The following is a 16576-nucleotide window of genomic DNA, read 5'->3' on the forward strand; positions in this document are numbered from 1 at the left end:
GGTTCGCGTCGCAGAGTGGCCGGACGCAAACGGTTTTTCGCGCCGCCGCACAGATCCGGCTGCCCATGCGGCAACCTCTCCGACCGGGCGCCGGGTTGTCGCTCCGGCCGCGGCCCCGAACGCGGTGCGACCATGGAGTGATGCGGAACGGCGGAGTACGGAACGACGGAGTACGGAACGGCGTAGTGCGGAACGGCGTAGTGCGGAACGGCGGAGTACGGAAGGGCGGAGTACGGCGTGCCATGGTCGCGACTGCGGCCCTGGGATCGCTCCTGGCGACCTTGACGACCCTGACCGCGTGCGGCGGCGCGCAGCATGGCGGAGGTGAGGATGCCGGCAGGGCCGCACCCGCCCGGCCACCCGCCCGGTCGGCCGCGACCTCGGATCCGACGCGCATCCCGGGCCTCGCCGACCGGTGGCAGCGACGCATCCCCGCCAACTCCCGCCAGGTCGTGGCGGTCTACGGTGACGGCAAGGACTCCCCGGACTCCACGGTCGTGCTCTACACGAAGCACGGCTCGACCTGGGACCGCACCCGCAGCTGGCCCGCGCACAACGGCAAGAAGGGCTGGACCACCGACCATCACGAGGGCGACAACCGCAGTCCCGTCGGCGTGTTCACGCTCAGCGACGCGGGTGGCGTACGGAAGAACCCCGGGGCCAAGCTGCCGTACACGCGGTCCGCGGCCTTCGCGGCGCCGCGCTGGTGGGCGAAGTCGTACTGGCACGACTTCGACTACGTCATCGCCATCGACTACAACCGCGTCAAGGGTGTCCCGCCCAACGACCCCACCCGTCCCCAGGGGGCATCCAAGGGTGGAGGCATCTGGTTGCACATGGACCACGGCAGCGGTACGTCGGCCTGTGTCAGTCTGTCCGAATCGGGGATGGAGTACCTGCTGCGCACGCTCGATCCGGACCGGCATCCTGTCGTGGTGATGGGGGACAGGACGGACCTGAAGAGCTCGCACTGATGGGGGAGGCCTGAAGAGGCGTCATTGCGAGGGCGCCCAACTCCCCGTAGAACACCGGCCATGAAGAGACGGATCGTCATGTCCATGCTCGCGGGAGCGACCCTCCTGGCGGGCACCCTCCTCGGAACGAGCCCCGCCCGGGCGGCGGAACCCGTGGCGGAACCCGCGGCCGAGGCTCAACCGGCCCACGTCCCCGCCGAGTTCGGCACCGACTGGCACGACCCCATCACGGCAGCCCCGCCCGTCACCAAGCCCTCCGGTAAGTCCTGCCAAGTCACCGTAGCCGAGGCGCAGTTCCGCGACTTCACCCCGTACAAGGGCACCTTCACCCCGCCCCGAGGCTGCGGCGACCGCTGGAGCAAGGTGGTGCTGCGGATGGACGGCAAGGTCAAGGGGCGCCAGTTCGACCGGCTCGGCCATCTGCAGGTCGGCGGGGTCGAGATCTTCCGTACGTCGACTCCGGAGCCGTCTCCGGATGGCATCGAGTGGTCCGTCGAGAAGGACGTCACCCGCTACAGCGACACCTTCCGCCACGGCCAGGACGTCGAGATGCTCATCGGGAACGTCGTCGACGACACGTACACCGGCATCATCGACGTCAAGGTCACGCTGACGTTCTACGTAGGCCTCCCCGCCTCGACTCCTGGCCACCCGGCCACGACCCCGGGTCACCCCACCACGACCCCCGACCGCGTCCTCACCCTCCAGAACGGCACCCTCACCACCCCGCGCAACAGCGAGCGCATCGTCGCCGAGGTGTACGCCACCGGCTCCGGCGGCGGCTGCGAGGAGTTCTGGTACCTGTCGGCGCCCGACCCGGCGCCCTACTCCTGCAAGGCCGCCGGCGGCCCCTACCGTGAGGTGCAGATCAAGGTCGACGGCCAACTCGCCGGAATCGCCGCGCCGTTCCCGCACGTGTGGACCGGCGGCTGGTCCAACCCCTTCCTCTGGTACGTCACTCCGGGACCGCGCGCCTTCGACGTCAAGCCGATCGAATACGACCTGACGCCGTTCGCCGGTCTCCTCAACGACGGCCGCCCGCACCGCGTCGAGGTCTCCGTCGTCGGCGTCCCCGAGGGGCAGAGCGGCTGGAGCGCACCCGTGAACGTCCTCGTGTGGCAGGACGCGAAGAGCGCCCACGTCACCGGCAAGCTGACCACGCACCGCGCCGACGACCTCGCCAACTCCTCGACGTACACGCCCGGTTCGGAGCACCGGGTGGACACGGAGGGTGGTCACCGGCTGACCGTCGCCGGATACGTCGACACCTCGCACGGCCGGGTGACGACCACCGTTCGCCGGTCGCTCACGAACACCTCCGCGCACCGCTGGACCGACGGGGAGAACCTGGACGCCCTGGACGCCACCTGGACGGACGACTTGTCGGTCACCGTCGACGGACGTGGACCGGCCCGCACGACCCGTACGCAGCGGACGTACACGATGGACGGTTCGATCACGATCGGCGCGGGCGACCGGCTCCGCACCGTGCTGACCCTCGGTGACCGTGCCGCGGTCGCAACGACCCAGGCCGGTCGACGGGTGGCGTGGTCATGGCTCGACGACACCGTCGAGGGAGATGCCTCCTGGACGTTGAACGTGCCGCGCGACCAGCGGCACGCGGTCGGCACGACGAGCGAGCGCTTTCGGCTGTACGGCTCGGACGGGTGCCACGACCGTGTGCTCACCAGCGTCCAGGGAGTGCTCACCGAGGATCGCAGGGGCTGCTGAGGCGGGTTGTGTGTGATGCGTCACTCGGGGCGCGATTTACACGGATGCAACACGGGGGTCTTGTGCGGGACCAACATCACCCGCAAAGTGATCGCCACGGAATCCGCTTTCCGTATGACAGAAGTCCCCGTCCCCGGCTTCTGTGTGCCGCCGTCCCCAAGGAGTTCCCGTGCCGCCGTCCGAATCGCCCCTGCCGCGACGCGTCGCACGCACACTGCGTACCTCCCTCTTCGCGCAGGTCGCCTGCGCGCTGGTGCTCGGAATCGTCGTCGGGAAGCTGTGGCCCGGCTTCGCCGCGGATCTGCAGCCGCTCGGCGACGGTTTCATCCGGCTCATCAAGACGATCATCTCGCCGCTGGTGTTCTGCGTGGTCGTCGTCGGCATCGCCAAGGCCGGTGACCTGAAGGCGTTCGGCCGGATCGGGCTCAAGGCGCTGATCTGGTTCGAGGTCGCGAGCACGCTCGCGCTGCTCATCGGACTACTCGCCGCCAACCTGGTCCAGCCCGGGTCCGGGATGAACGTCGACCCGTCCACGCTCGACACCTCGGCGGTCGACGCGAAGACGGGTGGCGGACACCTGCCCTCGACGACCGAGTTCGTCCTGAACGCGATTCCCACCTCTTTCATCGGCGCCTTCGCCGAGAACTCCCTGCTCCAGGTGCTCATCCTGGCCTGCCTGGTGGGCGCCGCCCTGCTGCACCTGGGCCACACCAAGGTGCCGAAGGTACTACCCGCCATCGAGCAGGCCCAGGAGATCATCTTCGCGATCGTCGGCTTCGTGATGCGGCTGGCCCCGATCGCGGTGTTCGGCGCGATGGCCGTCCTGATCGGCAACTACGGCCTCGGCGTGATCGAGACCTACGGCAAGCTGATCATCCTGTGCTATGCGGCCGCGGCGCTCTTCATCGCGCTCCTCGCCGTCGCCCTGAAGGTGGTCACCGGGCTCAGCCTCTGGAAGTTCCTGCGCTACATCCGTGAGGAGATGCTGCTCGCGCTCGGCACCGCGTCCACCGAGTCGGTCCTGCCGCGCGTGATGCAGAAGCTGCGCAAGGCCGGCGCCCGCGACGACTCCGTGGGCCTGGTGCTGCCCACCGGTTACTCCTTCAACCTCGACGGCGCCTCGCTGTACCTGTCCATCGGCACGCTGTTCATCGCCCAGGCCGTCGGCGTCGACCTCAGCTTCAGCCAGCAGGTCACCGTGATCCTGGTGCTGATGCTGACCAGCAAGGGCATGGCGGGCATCCCCGGCTCGGCGTTCCTCGCCCTGTCCGCGACCGCCTCCTCTCTGGGTGCCATCCCGGCCGGCGCCGTGGCCCTGCTGCTGGGCGTGGACCGCATCATGGACTCGATGCGCGTCGTCACCAACCTGCTCGGCAACTGCGTCGCCGTCTTCGCGGTCTCCCGCTGGGAGGGCGCCCTGGACAAGGAGCGGGCGAAGAAGGTGCTGGACGGCGAGATCGTGGTCGAGCTGGACGACGACGAGTCGGAGCAGGCCGAGAAGCCCGAGCAGGCCGAGAAGCCGGGGAACGCAGAAAAGTCGGGGAACGCGGAGACCGCGGAGCTCAAGAAGCCCGGGACGACGCAGTCCGAGGAATCGGTCGCCGTACCGGCTCAGACCACCAAGGAGACGGCCCCCGAGGCCGGTTGACGGCCACCGCCGACAGAATCGCGGCCATCGCCCCAGCAGTACGGGGCGGTGGCCGCGGCCTGTGACCGACCGCCAAGTCCGTAGGCCCTCAGCCGGTGCCGGAAGTCGGCGAGCGGTCCGCCGCCGCGGCCTCCCGGCAGCTCTCCTTCCATCCCAGGCCACCGGCCAGTCCGCACCGCCACGTGCCGTGGGGGCCAGCCGGCCATCCGCCAGTCGAGCTGCCGCCCACCGGGCTCGGCGACCCCGGCCGTGCCCCGAGGCGACCCCGGCCGTGCCCCGAGGCGCCCCCGGGCCGATCCCGGGCCGATCCCGAGACGCGGCCCCGAGGCGGTGCCGGGGTCCCCCGGACGTGCCTCGAGGCACCCCGGCACCGCCCCCTCAGCACCGCCGCTCGACACCCCCGTCGATCAGCGTGCCCAGCAACTCGCCCAGCACCGCACGCTGTTCGCCCGTCAGCGGCGCCAGGATCTCCTGAGCCGCCGACCGTCGCGCACCGTGCAGTTCCCGCAGGGTCTCGCGTCCGTCGTCGGTGAGCTCGATGCGGATCACCCGCCGGTTCGTCGGATCCGGCACCCGCCGCACCTTCCCGCTCGTCTCCAGCCCGTCGACCAGCGTCGTCACGGCGCGCGGGACCACCTCCAGGCGCTCGGCGAGGTCGGCCATGCGAGGCGGCGAGTCGTAGTGCGCGAGCGTGCGCAGCAGACGGTACTGGGCCGGGGTGACGCCCAGACCGCACTCCTGGAGATGCCGTTTCTGAATCCGGTGCACCCGGCGGGTGAAGCGCAGCAACTGCTCGGCGAGCGGGCCGTCGGGATCGGGGGTGGTCATGCGGGAACAATATCAGGACGACATTCATTGTGAGCATAGGTAACAATGAGCTAAGCTCCGTCAGTCCTCGTCACCACACCTCCCGTAGGAGCCCATGCACCCCGACAAAGAACCCGCCGCCTGGACGCCACCCGCCGCGGAGCAGGAACAACCCCGGCAGGTGCGCCGCATCCTGCGACTCTTCCGTCCGTACCGCGGACGCCTGGCCGTCGTCGGCCTCCTGGTCGGCGCCTCGTCACTGGTCGGCGTCGCCACACCCTTCCTCCTCAAGGCGATCCTCGACGTAGCGATCCCTGAGGGCCGCACCGGTCTGCTCACCCTGCTCGCGCTCGGCATGATCCTCAGCGCGGTCCTCACCAGCATCTTCGGCGTGCTGCAGACTCTGATCTCCACGACCGTCGGCCAGCGCGTCATGCACGACCTGCGCACCGCCGTCTACGGCCGCCTGCAGCGCATGTCGCTCGCCTTCTTCACCCGCACCCGCACCGGCGAGGTCCAGTCCCGCATCGCCAACGACATCGGCGGCATGCAGGCCACCGTCACCTCCACCGCGACCTCCCTGGTCTCCAATCTGACCAGCGTCGTGGCCACGATCGTCGCGATGATCGCCCTCGACTGGCGCCTGACGGTCGTCTCCCTGCTCCTCCTGCCGGTCTTCGTCTGGATCAGCCGCCGCGTCGGCCGGGAACGCAAGAAGATCACCACCGAGCGCCAGAAGCAGATGGCCGCGATGGCCGCCACGGTCACCGAGTCGCTCTCGGTCAGCGGCATCCTGCTCGGCCGGACGATGGGCCGCTCCGGCTCGCTCACCACGGCCTTCGCCGACGAGTCCGAGCGGCTGGTCGACCTCGAAGTGCGGTCCAACATGGCCGGCCGCTGGCGCATGGCCGTCATCGGCATCGTCATGGCCGCCATGCCCGCCGTCATCTACTGGGCCGCGGGAACGGCCCTCCAACTCGGCGGCCCGCAGGTCTCGATCGGCACGATCGTCGCCTTCGTCTCGCTCCAGCAGGGCCTGTTCCGCCCGGCCGTCAGCCTGCTGTCCACCGGCGTACAGATCCAGACCTCGCTCGCGCTCTTCCAGCGCATCTTCGAGTACCTCGACCTGCCCATCGACATCACCGAGCGGGTGGACCCCGTCCACCTCGACCGCATCAAGGGCGAGGTCCGCTTCGACAACGTCGAGTTCCGGTACGACGGCAAGAGCGGCCCGATCCTCGACGGCATCGACCTCACCGTCCCGGCGGGGGGCAGCCTCGCGGTCGTCGGTCCGACCGGCGCCGGAAAGTCCACACTCGGCCACCTCGTGCCGCGGCTCTACGACGTGACGGGCGGCCGGGTCACCCTCGACGGCGTCGACGTGCGCGACCTCGACTTCGACACCCTCGCCCGCGCGGTCGGCGTCGTCTCGCAGGAGACGTACCTCTTCCACGCCTCCGTCGCCGACAACCTGCGCTTCGCCAAGCCCGACGCCACCGACGAGGAGCTGCGCGCGGCGGCCGAGGCGGCCCAGATCCACGACCACATCGCCGCCCTGCCCGACGGCTACGACACGATCGTCGGTGAGCGTGGCCACCGCTTCTCCGGCGGTGAGAAGCAGCGCTTGGCCATCGCCCGTACGATCCTGCGCGACCCGCCGGTCCTCATCCTCGACGAGGCGACCAGCGCCCTGGACACCCACACCGAACACGCCGTCCAGGACGCCATCGACGCCCTGTCGGCCAACCGCACCACCCTCACCATCGCACACCGCCTGTCCACCATTCGGGGCGCCGACCAGATCGTGGTCCTCGACGCGGGGCGCGTGGCCGAACGGGGGACGCACGAGGAGCTGTTGGAGCGGGACGGACGGTATGCCGGGCTGGTCCGCCGGGACGCCCAACTGGAGCCGACGAGGTGACGTTATGTCGGTTTTGTAAGTGTTTGCGGGATACCGTGCCCGCATGCACTTCAACACTCCGCCACGGAACACGATTCGACTGACGCAGCGGGGCCGTATCGCTCTCATCGCCGCCGGCGCCGTCGTGGCCGGCGCCGCCGTGGCGGTGCCGCTGCTGATCCTCGGCGAGGAGGAGCCGGCGCGGCCCACCTCACTGGTGATCCCTGAGGGCTGGCGTGCGAGCCAGGTGTACGCCGCCGTAGACAAGGCCCTCGCCCTGCCGCCCGGGTCCACCAAGAAGTCCCTCGGCAAGCTCGACCTCAAACTCCCGGGCGACGCCGACGGCAACCCCGAGGGCTACCTCTTCCCGGCGACGTACCCCCTCGAACAGAACGGCAAGAAGGCGACGCCGGACTCCCTGCTGTCGGCCATGGTCGACACCGCCAACAAGAAGTTCGGCGGCGCCCCGATCGCCGCCGGTGCCCAGCGCAACGCCATGAACGTCTATCAGGCGGTCACGATCGCGAGCATCGTCCAGGCCGAGGCCGGCAGCAAGGCCGACATGGGCAAGGTCGCCCGGGTCATCTTCAACCGGCTCGAACGCGGGATGCCGTTGCAGATGGACTCCACCATCAACTACGCGCTCAACCGCTCCACGATCAAAACCACCGACGCGGACACCCGGATCGAGAGCCCCTACAACTCGTACCAGCGCATGGGCCTGCCGCCCACGCCGATCGACAACCCCGGCGAGGACGCGATGCGCGCCGCGATCAGTCCGGCCCCGGGGGACTGGCTGTACTTCGTCACGGTCAAGCCGGGCGACACCCGCTTCACGGCCGACTACGCCGAACACCAGCGCAATGTCGCCGAGTTCAACGCCCATCAGAAGGCGAGCCCCGCCAGCCCCAAGCCGGCGAGGTGACGCTCGGGGCATCGGATGGCGGCCGGGGCGTCGGCCGGTTGCGGAGGGATACGAGTCGCGGCGACCGGTGCCGGGAGGGTACGTGCCTCGGCGACGGTCCCGCGTCGGGCGCCCGGCGCGACCCTCTGCCGGAGCAGCCGGACGCCGAGGGTTCGGCTCAGGCGCTCGGCGGGATCGTCGCACGGCGGTGCTTCGCATGCCTGCTGAGCCTGCCGGGCGTGCCAGTGACGGGGCGTACCTCCCCCGCGCCGGACCTCAAACTGCTCGGGGTTGCCGGCCGGTAGCGACCAGCCGCCACGTCGCCCGTCGCCAGGGCCCCGCAGCCGGGCCGGCCGCGACCAAGGCGAAGGTTACCGAGCCGGCCGCCGCCGAGCCGGCCGCCGCCGAGCCGGCCGCCGCCGAGCCGGCCGCCGCCGAGCCGGCCGCCGCCGAGCCGGCCGCCGAAGGTCAGGCCGTCACCCGCTCCTCGGCCGGCAACCGTCTGATGTCCCGTACGGCCGCGCGGCCGGCCCGGTTGGCGCCGATCGTGCTGGCGGAGGGGCCGTAGCCGACCAGGTGGATCCGGGGGTCGGCGACCGCGCGGGTCCCCTCCAACCGGATCCCGCCGCCCGGCTCGCGCAGCCGCAGTGGGGCCAGGTGGTCGATGGCGGCCCGGAAGCCGGTCGCCCACAGGATGACGTCGGCGTCCACGCGCCGCCCGTCCTGCCACTCCACCCCCTCAGGTGTGATCCGGTCGAACATGGGCTGCCGGTCCAGGACCCCGTCCGCGAGCCCCTGCCGGACGGCGTCGTTGAGGGGCAGCCCCGTGACGGAGACGACGCTCTTCGGCGGCAGCCCCTGCCGGACCCGCTCCTCGACGAGCGCGACGGCCGCCCGGCCCACCTCCTCGGTGAAGGGGCCCTCGCGGAACACGGGCGGGCGCCGCGTGACCCATGTCGTGGCGGCGGCGTACCGGGCGATCTCCAGCAGATGCTGGGTGCCGGAGGCACCCCCGCCCACCACGACGACCCGTTGCCCGGCGAACTCCTCCGGCCCGGGGTACTGCGCGGTGTGCAACTGCCGCCCGCGGAATGTCTCCTGCCCGGGGTAGCGCGGCCAGAACGGCCGGTCCCAGGTGCCGGTCGCGTTGATCAGCGCCCGCGTCGACCAGGTACCGGCCGAGCTCTCGACCAGCAGCCGACCGTCCGTTCCCTCGCGCACGGCGCGCACGTCGACGGGCCGCCGTACACGCAGGCCGAAGGTCCGCTCGTATCGGTCGAAGTACTCGGCGATGACCTCGGACGACGCCCGCTCCGGATCCGCACCGGTCAGCTCCATGCCGGGCAGCGCGTGCATCCCGTGCACCTTGCCGTACGTCAGCGAGGGCCATCGGAACTGCCAGGCGCCGCCCGGGCCGGGGGAGTGGTCGAGCACCACGAAGTCACGGTCCGGCTCGAAACCGGCGCGCCGCAGGTGATAGGCGCTGGACAGGCCCGCCTGACCAGCGCCTATGACGACGACGTCGACGACTTCGATCGGCCCAGTGGCCTCACCAGCCTCGGCTGCCGCGACTGCCTCCGTATTGTTCACGGTTCTACTAACCATCTCGGGGATGAGGACCTTCCCCGACGGCTCCCGATATCAGCGAGCTCAGCGCCCGCCCGCGACGAGCAGCGGAACACCGGCCCCGGCGTCGGCCTCCGCCCCCGTGCCAGCGATCAAGCCGCGCGCCGCCAGTTCGGGAATCACCCCCTCCCCGAACCAGTACGCCTCCTCCAGATGCGGATACCCGGACAGCACGAAGTGCTCGACGCCCAGCGCGTGGTACTCCTCGATCCGCTCCGCGACCTCCGCATGGCTGCCGACCAGCGCGGTCCCCGCACCGCCCCGCACCAGACCGACGCCCGCCCAGAGGTTCGGGTAGATCTCCAGATCGTCGCGGGAGCCGCCGTGCAGGGCGAGCATGCGCCGCTGCCCCACCGACTCACTGCGCCCGAGCGCCGACTGCGCCGCCGCGACCGTGTCCGCGTCGAGGTCGTCGAGCAGCCGGTGGGCCGTCGACCAGGCGTCGGCGGACGAGTCACGGGAGATGGTGTGCAGCCGGATCCCGAACCGGACCGTACGGCCCTCCCGCTCGGCGAGCGACCGGATCCAGTCGATCTTCTCCTTGACCTGCGCGGGCGGTTCGCCCCAGGTCAGATAGACGTCCGCGTGCCGCGCCGCGACCGGCCCGGCCGCCGCCGAGGAACCACCGAAGAAGACCTGCGGCACCGGCTCCGGCGGCAGTGCGGTCAGCCCGCCGTCGACCTGGTAGTGGGCGCCGTGGAAGTCGTACGGCTCACCACGCCAGACCCCGCGTACGACGGACAGGAACTCGTCGGTTCGGGCGTACCGCTGATCGTGGTCGAGGTGGTCGCCGAAGCGGCGCTGCTCGGCCGAGTCGCCGCCGGTGACGACGTTGAGCAGCAGCCGTCCCCGCGTGACGCGCTGGTAGGTCGCCGCCATCTGCGCGGCGAGCGTCGGCGAGATCAGGCCCGGCCGGAACGCGACCAGGAACTTGAGGCGCTCGGTGTGCTGGGCGAGGGCCGCGGTGGTCAGCCAGGCGTCCTCGCACCAGGTGCCGGTCGGGGTCAGGACCGCCTCGAAGCCCAACCGTTCGGCGGCCTTGGCGATTTGGGCCAGATAGTCGATGTCGGGGGCGCGTACGCCGCTCGGCTTTCCGGCCGGGTTGGACCCGTAGGCGTGCCGGTCCACCAGGGTGCGGCCGTCGCCGCCGGTCGGCAGGAACCAGTGGAGATGGATGGTCATGTCACGAACCTTCCGTGGGGCGGGTGTCGGTGGTGGACGGCGGCAGGTCGCCGCTGTACCGCGGGTCCACGAAGTCGCCGAAGTCCACCTTCTTCGGGATGAGCTTCAGCTCGGTGAACGTGTCGGCGATCTCCTGCTCGGAGGCGACGAGGGGCTTGTCGACGGCGACCGAGATCCGGGTGGCGTTGGTGCGCTTCACCGAGGCCAGCGCGACGTCGTAGGGCAGGCCGGTGTCCTTCGCCCAGACCTTGGCCCACTCCTCCTGATGGCCGTTGACCCATGCCGTGGCGCGCCGCAGCCGCTCCAGGTAGTCCTTGATCGCGGCGGCCTTCTTCTTGTCCCGCAGCGCGGCGGGCGCCGCCACCTGGAAGGTGAGTCCGTTGGTGATCCCGTCGCCGGTCGTGAGGATCCTGCCCTGCTTGGCCACGAGCACCTGGGAGGTGTACGGGTCCCACACGGCCCACGCGTCGACCTTGCCGGCGGTGAACGCGGCCAGGGCGTCGGCCGGCTGCAGGTACTTCACGTCGACGTCGCCGGGGCTCAGTCCGGCCGCCTTGAGGGACGCGACGAGCTGGTAGTTGGCGGAGGAGCCCTGCGCCACGGCGATCGACCTGCCCTTGAGCTGCTCGGGCTTCGTCAGCTTCGAACCGTTCGGGACGAGGATCGCATCGCCCTTGGAGGCGCCGTGGAACGCGGCCACCACCGTGATCTTCGAGCCCGCGCCCGCGGCGAAGACCGGCGGGGTGTTGCCGACGCCGCCGATGTCGACAGCTCCCGCGTTGACCGCCTCCAGCAGTGGCGGGCCGGAGGTGAAAGTGGACCACTTGATCTTGTAGTCGAGGTTCTTCAGCTCTCCGGCGGCGCGCAGGATCGCCTCCGAACCACCCTTCTGGTCACCCACGTCGAGGGTCAGAGAGCCCCGGCCGTCGGTGTCCGTCGAGGTCTGGGCTGCAGAGTTCCCGCCGCAGGCGGTGAGCAGGAGCGCGAAGGGGAGGAGCAGTGCGGCGGGGGCGAGGCGTCGTCGCATGGTGGTTCCGTTCTGGGGTGGGTGGTCAGGCTGCTTCGGTGGCGGTGTCGACGCCGAGACGCTCCAGGAGGCCGGCGCGCAGTTCCGCGAAACGGGGGTCGGTGATGTCGCGGGGGCGCTCGAGGTCGATGCGCTGCTCGTGCGCGATGATCCCGTCGTCCATCACGAGGACGCGGTCGGCGAGGAGTACGGCCTCCTCGACGTCGTGCGTGACGAGCAGGACCGCGCAGCCGCGCCGCTGCCACAACTCGCCCACCAGACGCTGGGCCTTGATACGGGTGAGGGCATCGAGCGCGCCGAACGGCTCGTCGAGCAGCAGCAGATCGGGCTCGCGCACCAACGCCCGTGCCAGTGAGGCGCGTTGGGCCTCGCCGCCGGAGAGCGTCTTGGGCCAGGCGTCCGTACGGTGGTCCAGGCCGACCTCCGTGAGGGCCTGTTCGGCGACATCGCGGCCGGGTTTGCCCGGCAGGCCCAGCAGCACGTTGCGCCATACCTTCTTCCAGGGCATCAGTCGCGGTGCCTGGAAGGCGACAGCCTTGCGGCGCGGCACCAGGACGGTGCCCTCAATGTCGCGGTCGAGGCCGGCGAGGATGCGCAGCAGGGTGGACTTGCCGCAGCCGCTGCGGCCGAGCAGGGCGACGAACTCCCGCGGCCGGACGTCGAGTTGCAGCCGATCGATGACCGCACGCCCGTCGAAGGAGCGGGTCAGCCCTTCGACGTGCACGGCCTGTGGGATGTGCACGGTGTCTGAGGCTCGCACGGCCTGGGCAGCCTGCACGGCTTGCGTGGACCGCACGGCTTGCGCGGCCTTGGGACTCACCGGCCGGTGAATGTCGGTCGCCATTGCAGCAGCAGCCTTTCGAGGGAACGGACGATGAAGTCGGCGAGCAGGCCGAGGAAGGCGTAGACGATCAGGCAGACCACGATCACGTCGGTCCGCAGGAAGTCCCGCGCCTGCACCATGAGGAACCCGATGCCGGAGTCGGCGTTGACCTGCTCGGCGAAGACGAGGGCGAGCCAGGCGATGCCGAGCGAGTAGCGCAGGCCGGTCAGGGCACCCGGCAGCGCACCGGGCAGTACGACGTGCCGCACGAGCCCCCACCTGGACAGCCCCAGGGACTCCCCGGCCTCGATCAACTGGGCGTCGACACCGCGGATACCGGCGTAGACGTTGAGGTAGAGCGGGAAGGTCACGCCGAGGGTGATGATGGCGACCTTGGGCGCCTCGCCGATCCCGAACCAGATGATGAACAACGGGATGAGCCCGACGAAGGGCACTGTCCGCAGCATCTGCACGGGCGCGTCCACGAGGTCCTCGCCGATCCGGAACAGGCCCGCGACCAGGGCGAGTCCGGTCCCGACGACGGTCCCCAGCGCCAGCCCGGCGGCGACGCGCTGGAGGGAGGTGCCCATGGCCGAGGGCAGTGAACCGTCGCCGATCAGATCGCCCGCGACCTGGGCGATGCGGCCGGGAGAGGCGAGGACGTCGGGGGTCAACAGGCCTGTGCTGCTGAGCAGTTGCCACAGGGCGAGAAGGAGGACGGGGCCGGTGGTGCGGCGCAGCCAGCGGGGGACGTGGGTGCGGCGGGAGGAGGAGGGGAGGAGGGGGACGACATCGACGGCGGTCGGGTGCTCAAAGCCGGATTTCAGGGGAATATCCGTCTCGGCAGAGCTGGGTGGGGCATGGCTGATGCTCATGAGTGCTCCAGGGGGGCTATGAGCCGTGATGGGGACGCGCTTCAGCGCCGCTGGGCCGGCTCAGGGCCGGAAACCAGGATCGGATCGGCCGGACCAGCACCGGGTCAGGGCCGGACCAGCACCGGGTCAGGGCCGGACCGGCACCGGGCGGGTGCGCGCAGGAAGCGTCGGTGAATCGGGAAGAAGGGCGTCAGCGGCCGCGACGACACGCGGCGGAGGCCACCCGCAGCAGGTCGATGTGACCGCGCGTGGTGAGCAGGGCTGAACGCAACATGCCGCTGAAAGTAGCCAGATGGCGCGGCGACGGTCAACGGCGTCTCGCCAAGTGGACCTCCTGTATCACGGCTCGGCCGTCTCGGACCGTCCCCTGACGCGCGGACTCCGCTGTATGGGCGAGGATGGACGACATGTCAGACGCCTTCACCACCCGAGTTCTGAACGTCGCCTCCGGCTCCTCGGAGAGGGTCGTGGACATCACCCGCGACTGCGAGGCCTTCCTGCAGGAGGCGGCGGCGGGCCGCGACGGCCTCCTGAACGTCTTCGTGCCGCACGCGACGGCCGGCATCGCGATCATCGAGACGGGCGCCGGCAGCGACGACGACCTCCTGGCCGCCCTGCACACCCTCCTCCCCGCAGACGACCGCTGGCAACACCGCCACGGTAGCCCCGGCCACGGCCGCGACCACGTCCTCCCGGCGATCGTCCCGCCCCATGCGACGCTGCCGGTACTGGGCGGGCGGCTGGAGCTCGGGACGTGGCAGTCGGTGTGCCTCGTGGACACGAATAAAGACAATGTCAACCGTCAGGTTCGACTGAGCTTCCTGGGCTGAGCAAGATCGTTCTGGGTGTGGCCTAGCGGCCCAGCGTTCCTTGAAGGAGCCGGAGTGAGTGGATGCCTGCACAGTCCTCCTGTGCGCTGAAGGGGCGTCTCTGCGGAGGGCCGCCCTCTTCTCCGCGTGGTGTTGCGGATTCAGCGTGGGTAGTTGGCGGTCGCGCTCCGGTACCGCGGCCCCGGGCCCCGTACAGCGTTGGTGATTCGGACGTGGAGGCGTGGAGTCAGACCGACGCCACCGCCGTGTTCCCGGCCGATGCCACACCGGGCTCGAATTGCGACCGGTTCGGCAACACCGTCCAGGAACTCAGTGCCGCCAACCGGCCGTCGCCCTGGGGCTCACCACTGCCGACAAGGGACCCAGGCGGACCTCGGCATCGCTCAGCTCTTGACTCCGCTCTGGTCCGCGGTCAAGCGTCCATGACGCCGCCGGGTGCCGTCCTGGCGGGACACTCGCCGGCATGTGGCGCACGCCCAAGGTCGCGTGGGGGACCGTCGGTCGGCAGGTCCAGCGTGCCTGTGTCGTGTTCGTTCGTGAGCGGGGTGAAGGCGACATTCAGGCGGGTGAGCGCGCGGAAGTTGAGGCTGCGTTGCCACTGTGGCGCGGTGCCGTCGAGGCGCAGGCCGGGGAGCCGGGTGAGGAGTGCTTCCAGTGCGATCGTGCCTTCGAGCCGGGCCAGCGCTGCACCGAGGCAGAAGTGCGGGCCGTGCCCGAACGCCATGTGCCGTCCGCCGCGCCGCTCGAAGTCCAGTACATGGGGATCGGGAAACACAGCCGGATCCCGGTTGGCGGCCCCGCACACGAGGAGCACTGTCTGCCCTTCGGCGACGCTACGGCCTGCCAACTCCATGTCCTGCCGCGCCCGGCGCAGCATCAGCTGTACCGGGGCGTCGTAGCGCAGGAGTTCCTCGACTGCGGCGGGCATCAGATCGGGCCGGCGGCGCAGTTGGTCGGCCGCGTGCGGGTGGCGGAGCAGGGCGAGTGTGGCGTTGCCGATGAAGTGCGTGGTGGTCTCGTGGCCGGCGATGAGGAGCAGGGCGCAGTTGGCGAGGAGTTCGTCGAGGTCCTGGCCGGTGTCCTGTGCCTGTGCGGTCACCAAGGCGCGCAGGGTGTGGGGGGCCGGCGGGGTGGCGTGGCGGGTGAGGAGTTCGCGGAGGTAGGCGAGCAGGTCCGCCATGCTCTGCGAGGCCGCGCGGTTGCCGTCGGCATCGAGCCGGGAGTTGCCGATGGCTTCGGCGATCGGCTCGGACCAGGCGGCGAGGGCCGGGCGGTCCTGCTGGGGTACGTCGAGCAGGTCGCAGATGATGGTGAGCGGCAGCGGGCGGGCGAGGTCCGCGACGATGTCCATCCGGCCGGTCGGCGCGGCGTGGGTGATGATCCGGTCGACGGCTTCGACGATCCGGGCACGGAGTGCCGCTACTGCCCTGGGGGTGAAGGCCCTGCTGATCAGGGCCCGCAGCCGGGGGTGGTCGGGAGCGTCGCTGTAGAGCATCTGCCGGCTCAGGACGTGGGCCAGCGGCCGGAGTTCCTCGGAGACGGCTGCGATGTCGGGATAGCGCACTGAGGACAGCCTCGGGTCCCCTGCGGCGCTGCTGACCACTGCGTGCCCGGTGGCGATCCAGGCATCCAGGTGGCGGTCCCAGAAGAGATCGTCGGCGCTCCGCAGGTCTTCGTAGAAGTCGTAGAGGCGCTCTTGGACTTGGGGACGAAAGGCCCGCAGCAGCGATGAGGATGTGCGCATTGTCGGATGTTATGGGTTACGCCGGAGTGCAGGGGTTTCATCGGTGCTCTTCATCCAGATGAAGGAACTGGGGCTCTTGAGTTGCGACGGCGGCTTTCCCCTACTCGTCGAGGGAGCCATCGAAGGATCTGCAGAGGCGAGGACATGCTCAGGACCCTCCGCGCGGGCGAGTTGTATGAGGCCGGGCCAGTCCTCAGCCTTGCCTACGAATCCACGTCGGTGGGTGTTCGGTCAGCGCTGCTCGGTCTCACTCCTGGGGAGCGTGCCAACTACCTGCGCTGGCTGGTCCTGCGACTGTCCGCCTGATCCATGCGCTCGGCTCCGGGCCTGGCTGATCGTCTCCCCAGGGCCAGGGGGGCCGGAGCTGCTGCTGTGGCGACGTTGTGGCACCGCAGCGCTGTTGCGACCTGATCGTGAACTGCTTCAGCAACTCTCTGTACGAATCCAGCTTCTCGTGAGCGTTTCGACGCCGATCCGGCTCGTCCTCAGTTCGACTCGCACGTGT

14 protein-coding genes are annotated in these 16576 nt (G+C 70.3%); 6 read left to right on the forward strand and 8 right to left on the reverse strand.

The window, feature by feature from the left end; all coding sequences use genetic code 11:
* The first annotated feature begins 242 nt into the window (after nt 1-242).
* The 3 genes from ACIREI_RS00390 to ACIREI_RS00400 all read left to right on the forward strand — a co-directional run bounded on the left by ACIREI_RS00390 (nt 243) and on the right by ACIREI_RS00400 (nt 4353).
* Nucleotides 243-974 carry a hypothetical protein gene (locus tag ACIREI_RS00390; protein ID WP_403325524.1) on the forward strand — a complete coding sequence of 244 codons (732 nt, stop codon included), beginning with the start codon at nt 243-245 and terminating at the stop codon, nt 972-974.
* Nucleotides 975-1034: 60 nt separating this feature from the next.
* Nucleotides 1035-2705, forward strand: coding sequence for a peptide-N4-asparagine amidase (locus ACIREI_RS00395; protein ID WP_403325527.1), 1671 nt, complete (start codon nt 1035-1037; stop codon nt 2703-2705).
* A gap of 169 nt (nt 2706-2874) precedes the next feature.
* On the forward strand, nt 2875-4353 hold the full coding sequence (locus ACIREI_RS00400; RefSeq protein ID WP_403325530.1) for a cation:dicarboxylate symporter family transporter: 1479 nt from the start codon (nt 2875-2877) through the stop codon (nt 4351-4353).
* Between the two features lie 378 nt (nt 4354-4731).
* On the opposite strand, the gene ACIREI_RS00405 is transcribed toward ACIREI_RS00400, so the two are convergent.
* Nucleotides 4732-5181, reverse strand: a complete 450-nt coding sequence (locus ACIREI_RS00405; protein WP_403325533.1) for a MarR family winged helix-turn-helix transcriptional regulator — start codon at nt 5179-5181, stop codon at nt 4732-4734.
* Nucleotides 5182-5275: 94 nt separating this feature from the next.
* On the opposite strand from ACIREI_RS00405, the gene ACIREI_RS00410 reads away from it, so the two are divergent.
* Nucleotides 5276-7081, forward strand: coding sequence for an ABC transporter ATP-binding protein (locus tag ACIREI_RS00410; RefSeq protein ID WP_403325535.1), 1806 nt, complete (start codon nt 5276-5278; stop codon nt 7079-7081).
* A gap of 43 nt (nt 7082-7124) precedes the next feature.
* Nucleotides 7125-7985, forward strand: coding sequence for an endolytic transglycosylase MltG (gene mltG, locus ACIREI_RS00415; protein WP_403325538.1), 861 nt, complete (start codon nt 7125-7127; stop codon nt 7983-7985).
* A gap of 447 nt (nt 7986-8432) precedes the next feature.
* On the opposite strand, the gene ACIREI_RS00420 is transcribed toward mltG, so the two are convergent.
* The 6 genes from ACIREI_RS00420 to ACIREI_RS00445 form a co-directional block, all read right to left on the reverse strand.
* Nucleotides 8433-9500 carry an NAD(P)-binding domain-containing protein gene (locus ACIREI_RS00420; protein WP_403326838.1) on the reverse strand — a complete coding sequence of 356 codons (1068 nt, stop codon included), beginning with the start codon at nt 9498-9500 and terminating at the stop codon, nt 8433-8435.
* A gap of 114 nt (nt 9501-9614) precedes the next feature.
* A complete protein-coding gene (locus ACIREI_RS00425; RefSeq protein ID WP_403325540.1) occupies nt 9615-10772 on the reverse strand; it encodes an LLM class flavin-dependent oxidoreductase in 1158 nt (385 codons plus the stop codon).
* A 1-nt stretch (nt 10773) separates the two neighbouring features.
* On the reverse strand, nt 10774-11799 hold the full coding sequence (locus ACIREI_RS00430; protein ID WP_403325543.1) for an ABC transporter substrate-binding protein: 1026 nt from the start codon (nt 11797-11799) through the stop codon (nt 10774-10776).
* Nucleotides 11800-11824: 25 nt separating this feature from the next.
* Complete coding sequence (locus tag ACIREI_RS00435; RefSeq protein ID WP_403325545.1) at nt 11825-12643, reverse strand: ABC transporter ATP-binding protein; 819 nt, start codon at nt 12641-12643, stop codon at nt 11825-11827.
* Nucleotides 12616-13497 carry an ABC transporter permease gene (locus ACIREI_RS00440; RefSeq protein WP_403325548.1) on the reverse strand — a complete coding sequence of 294 codons (882 nt, stop codon included), beginning with the start codon at nt 13495-13497 and terminating at the stop codon, nt 12616-12618. Before ACIREI_RS00440 ends, ACIREI_RS00435 begins: the two co-directional genes overlap by 28 nt.
* A 190-nt stretch (nt 13498-13687) precedes the next feature.
* Complete coding sequence (locus tag ACIREI_RS00445) at nt 13688-13771, reverse strand: putative leader peptide (RefSeq protein WP_313884353.1); 84 nt, start codon at nt 13769-13771, stop codon at nt 13688-13690.
* Nucleotides 13772-13904: 133 nt separating this feature from the next.
* Here ACIREI_RS00445 and ACIREI_RS00450 point away from each other — a divergent pair, with 133 nt between their 5' ends.
* The gene (locus tag ACIREI_RS00450) at nt 13905-14327 is read left to right on the forward strand and encodes a secondary thiamine-phosphate synthase enzyme YjbQ (protein ID WP_403325550.1); all 423 of its coding nucleotides are present in this window, start codon (nt 13905-13907) and stop codon (nt 14325-14327) included.
* Nucleotides 14328-14739: 412 nt separating this feature from the next.
* Here the strand turns inward: ACIREI_RS00450 and ACIREI_RS00455 are convergent, their stop codons facing one another.
* On the reverse strand, nt 14740-16071 hold the full coding sequence (locus ACIREI_RS00455) for a cytochrome P450 (RefSeq protein WP_403325553.1): 1332 nt from the start codon (nt 16069-16071) through the stop codon (nt 14740-14742).
* Nucleotides 16072-16576: the final 505 nt, after the last annotated feature.

The organism is Streptomyces sp. NPDC093591 (assembly GCF_044764885.1).
In the GTDB taxonomy this organism is placed as follows: domain Bacteria; phylum Actinomycetota; class Actinomycetes; order Streptomycetales; family Streptomycetaceae; genus Streptomyces.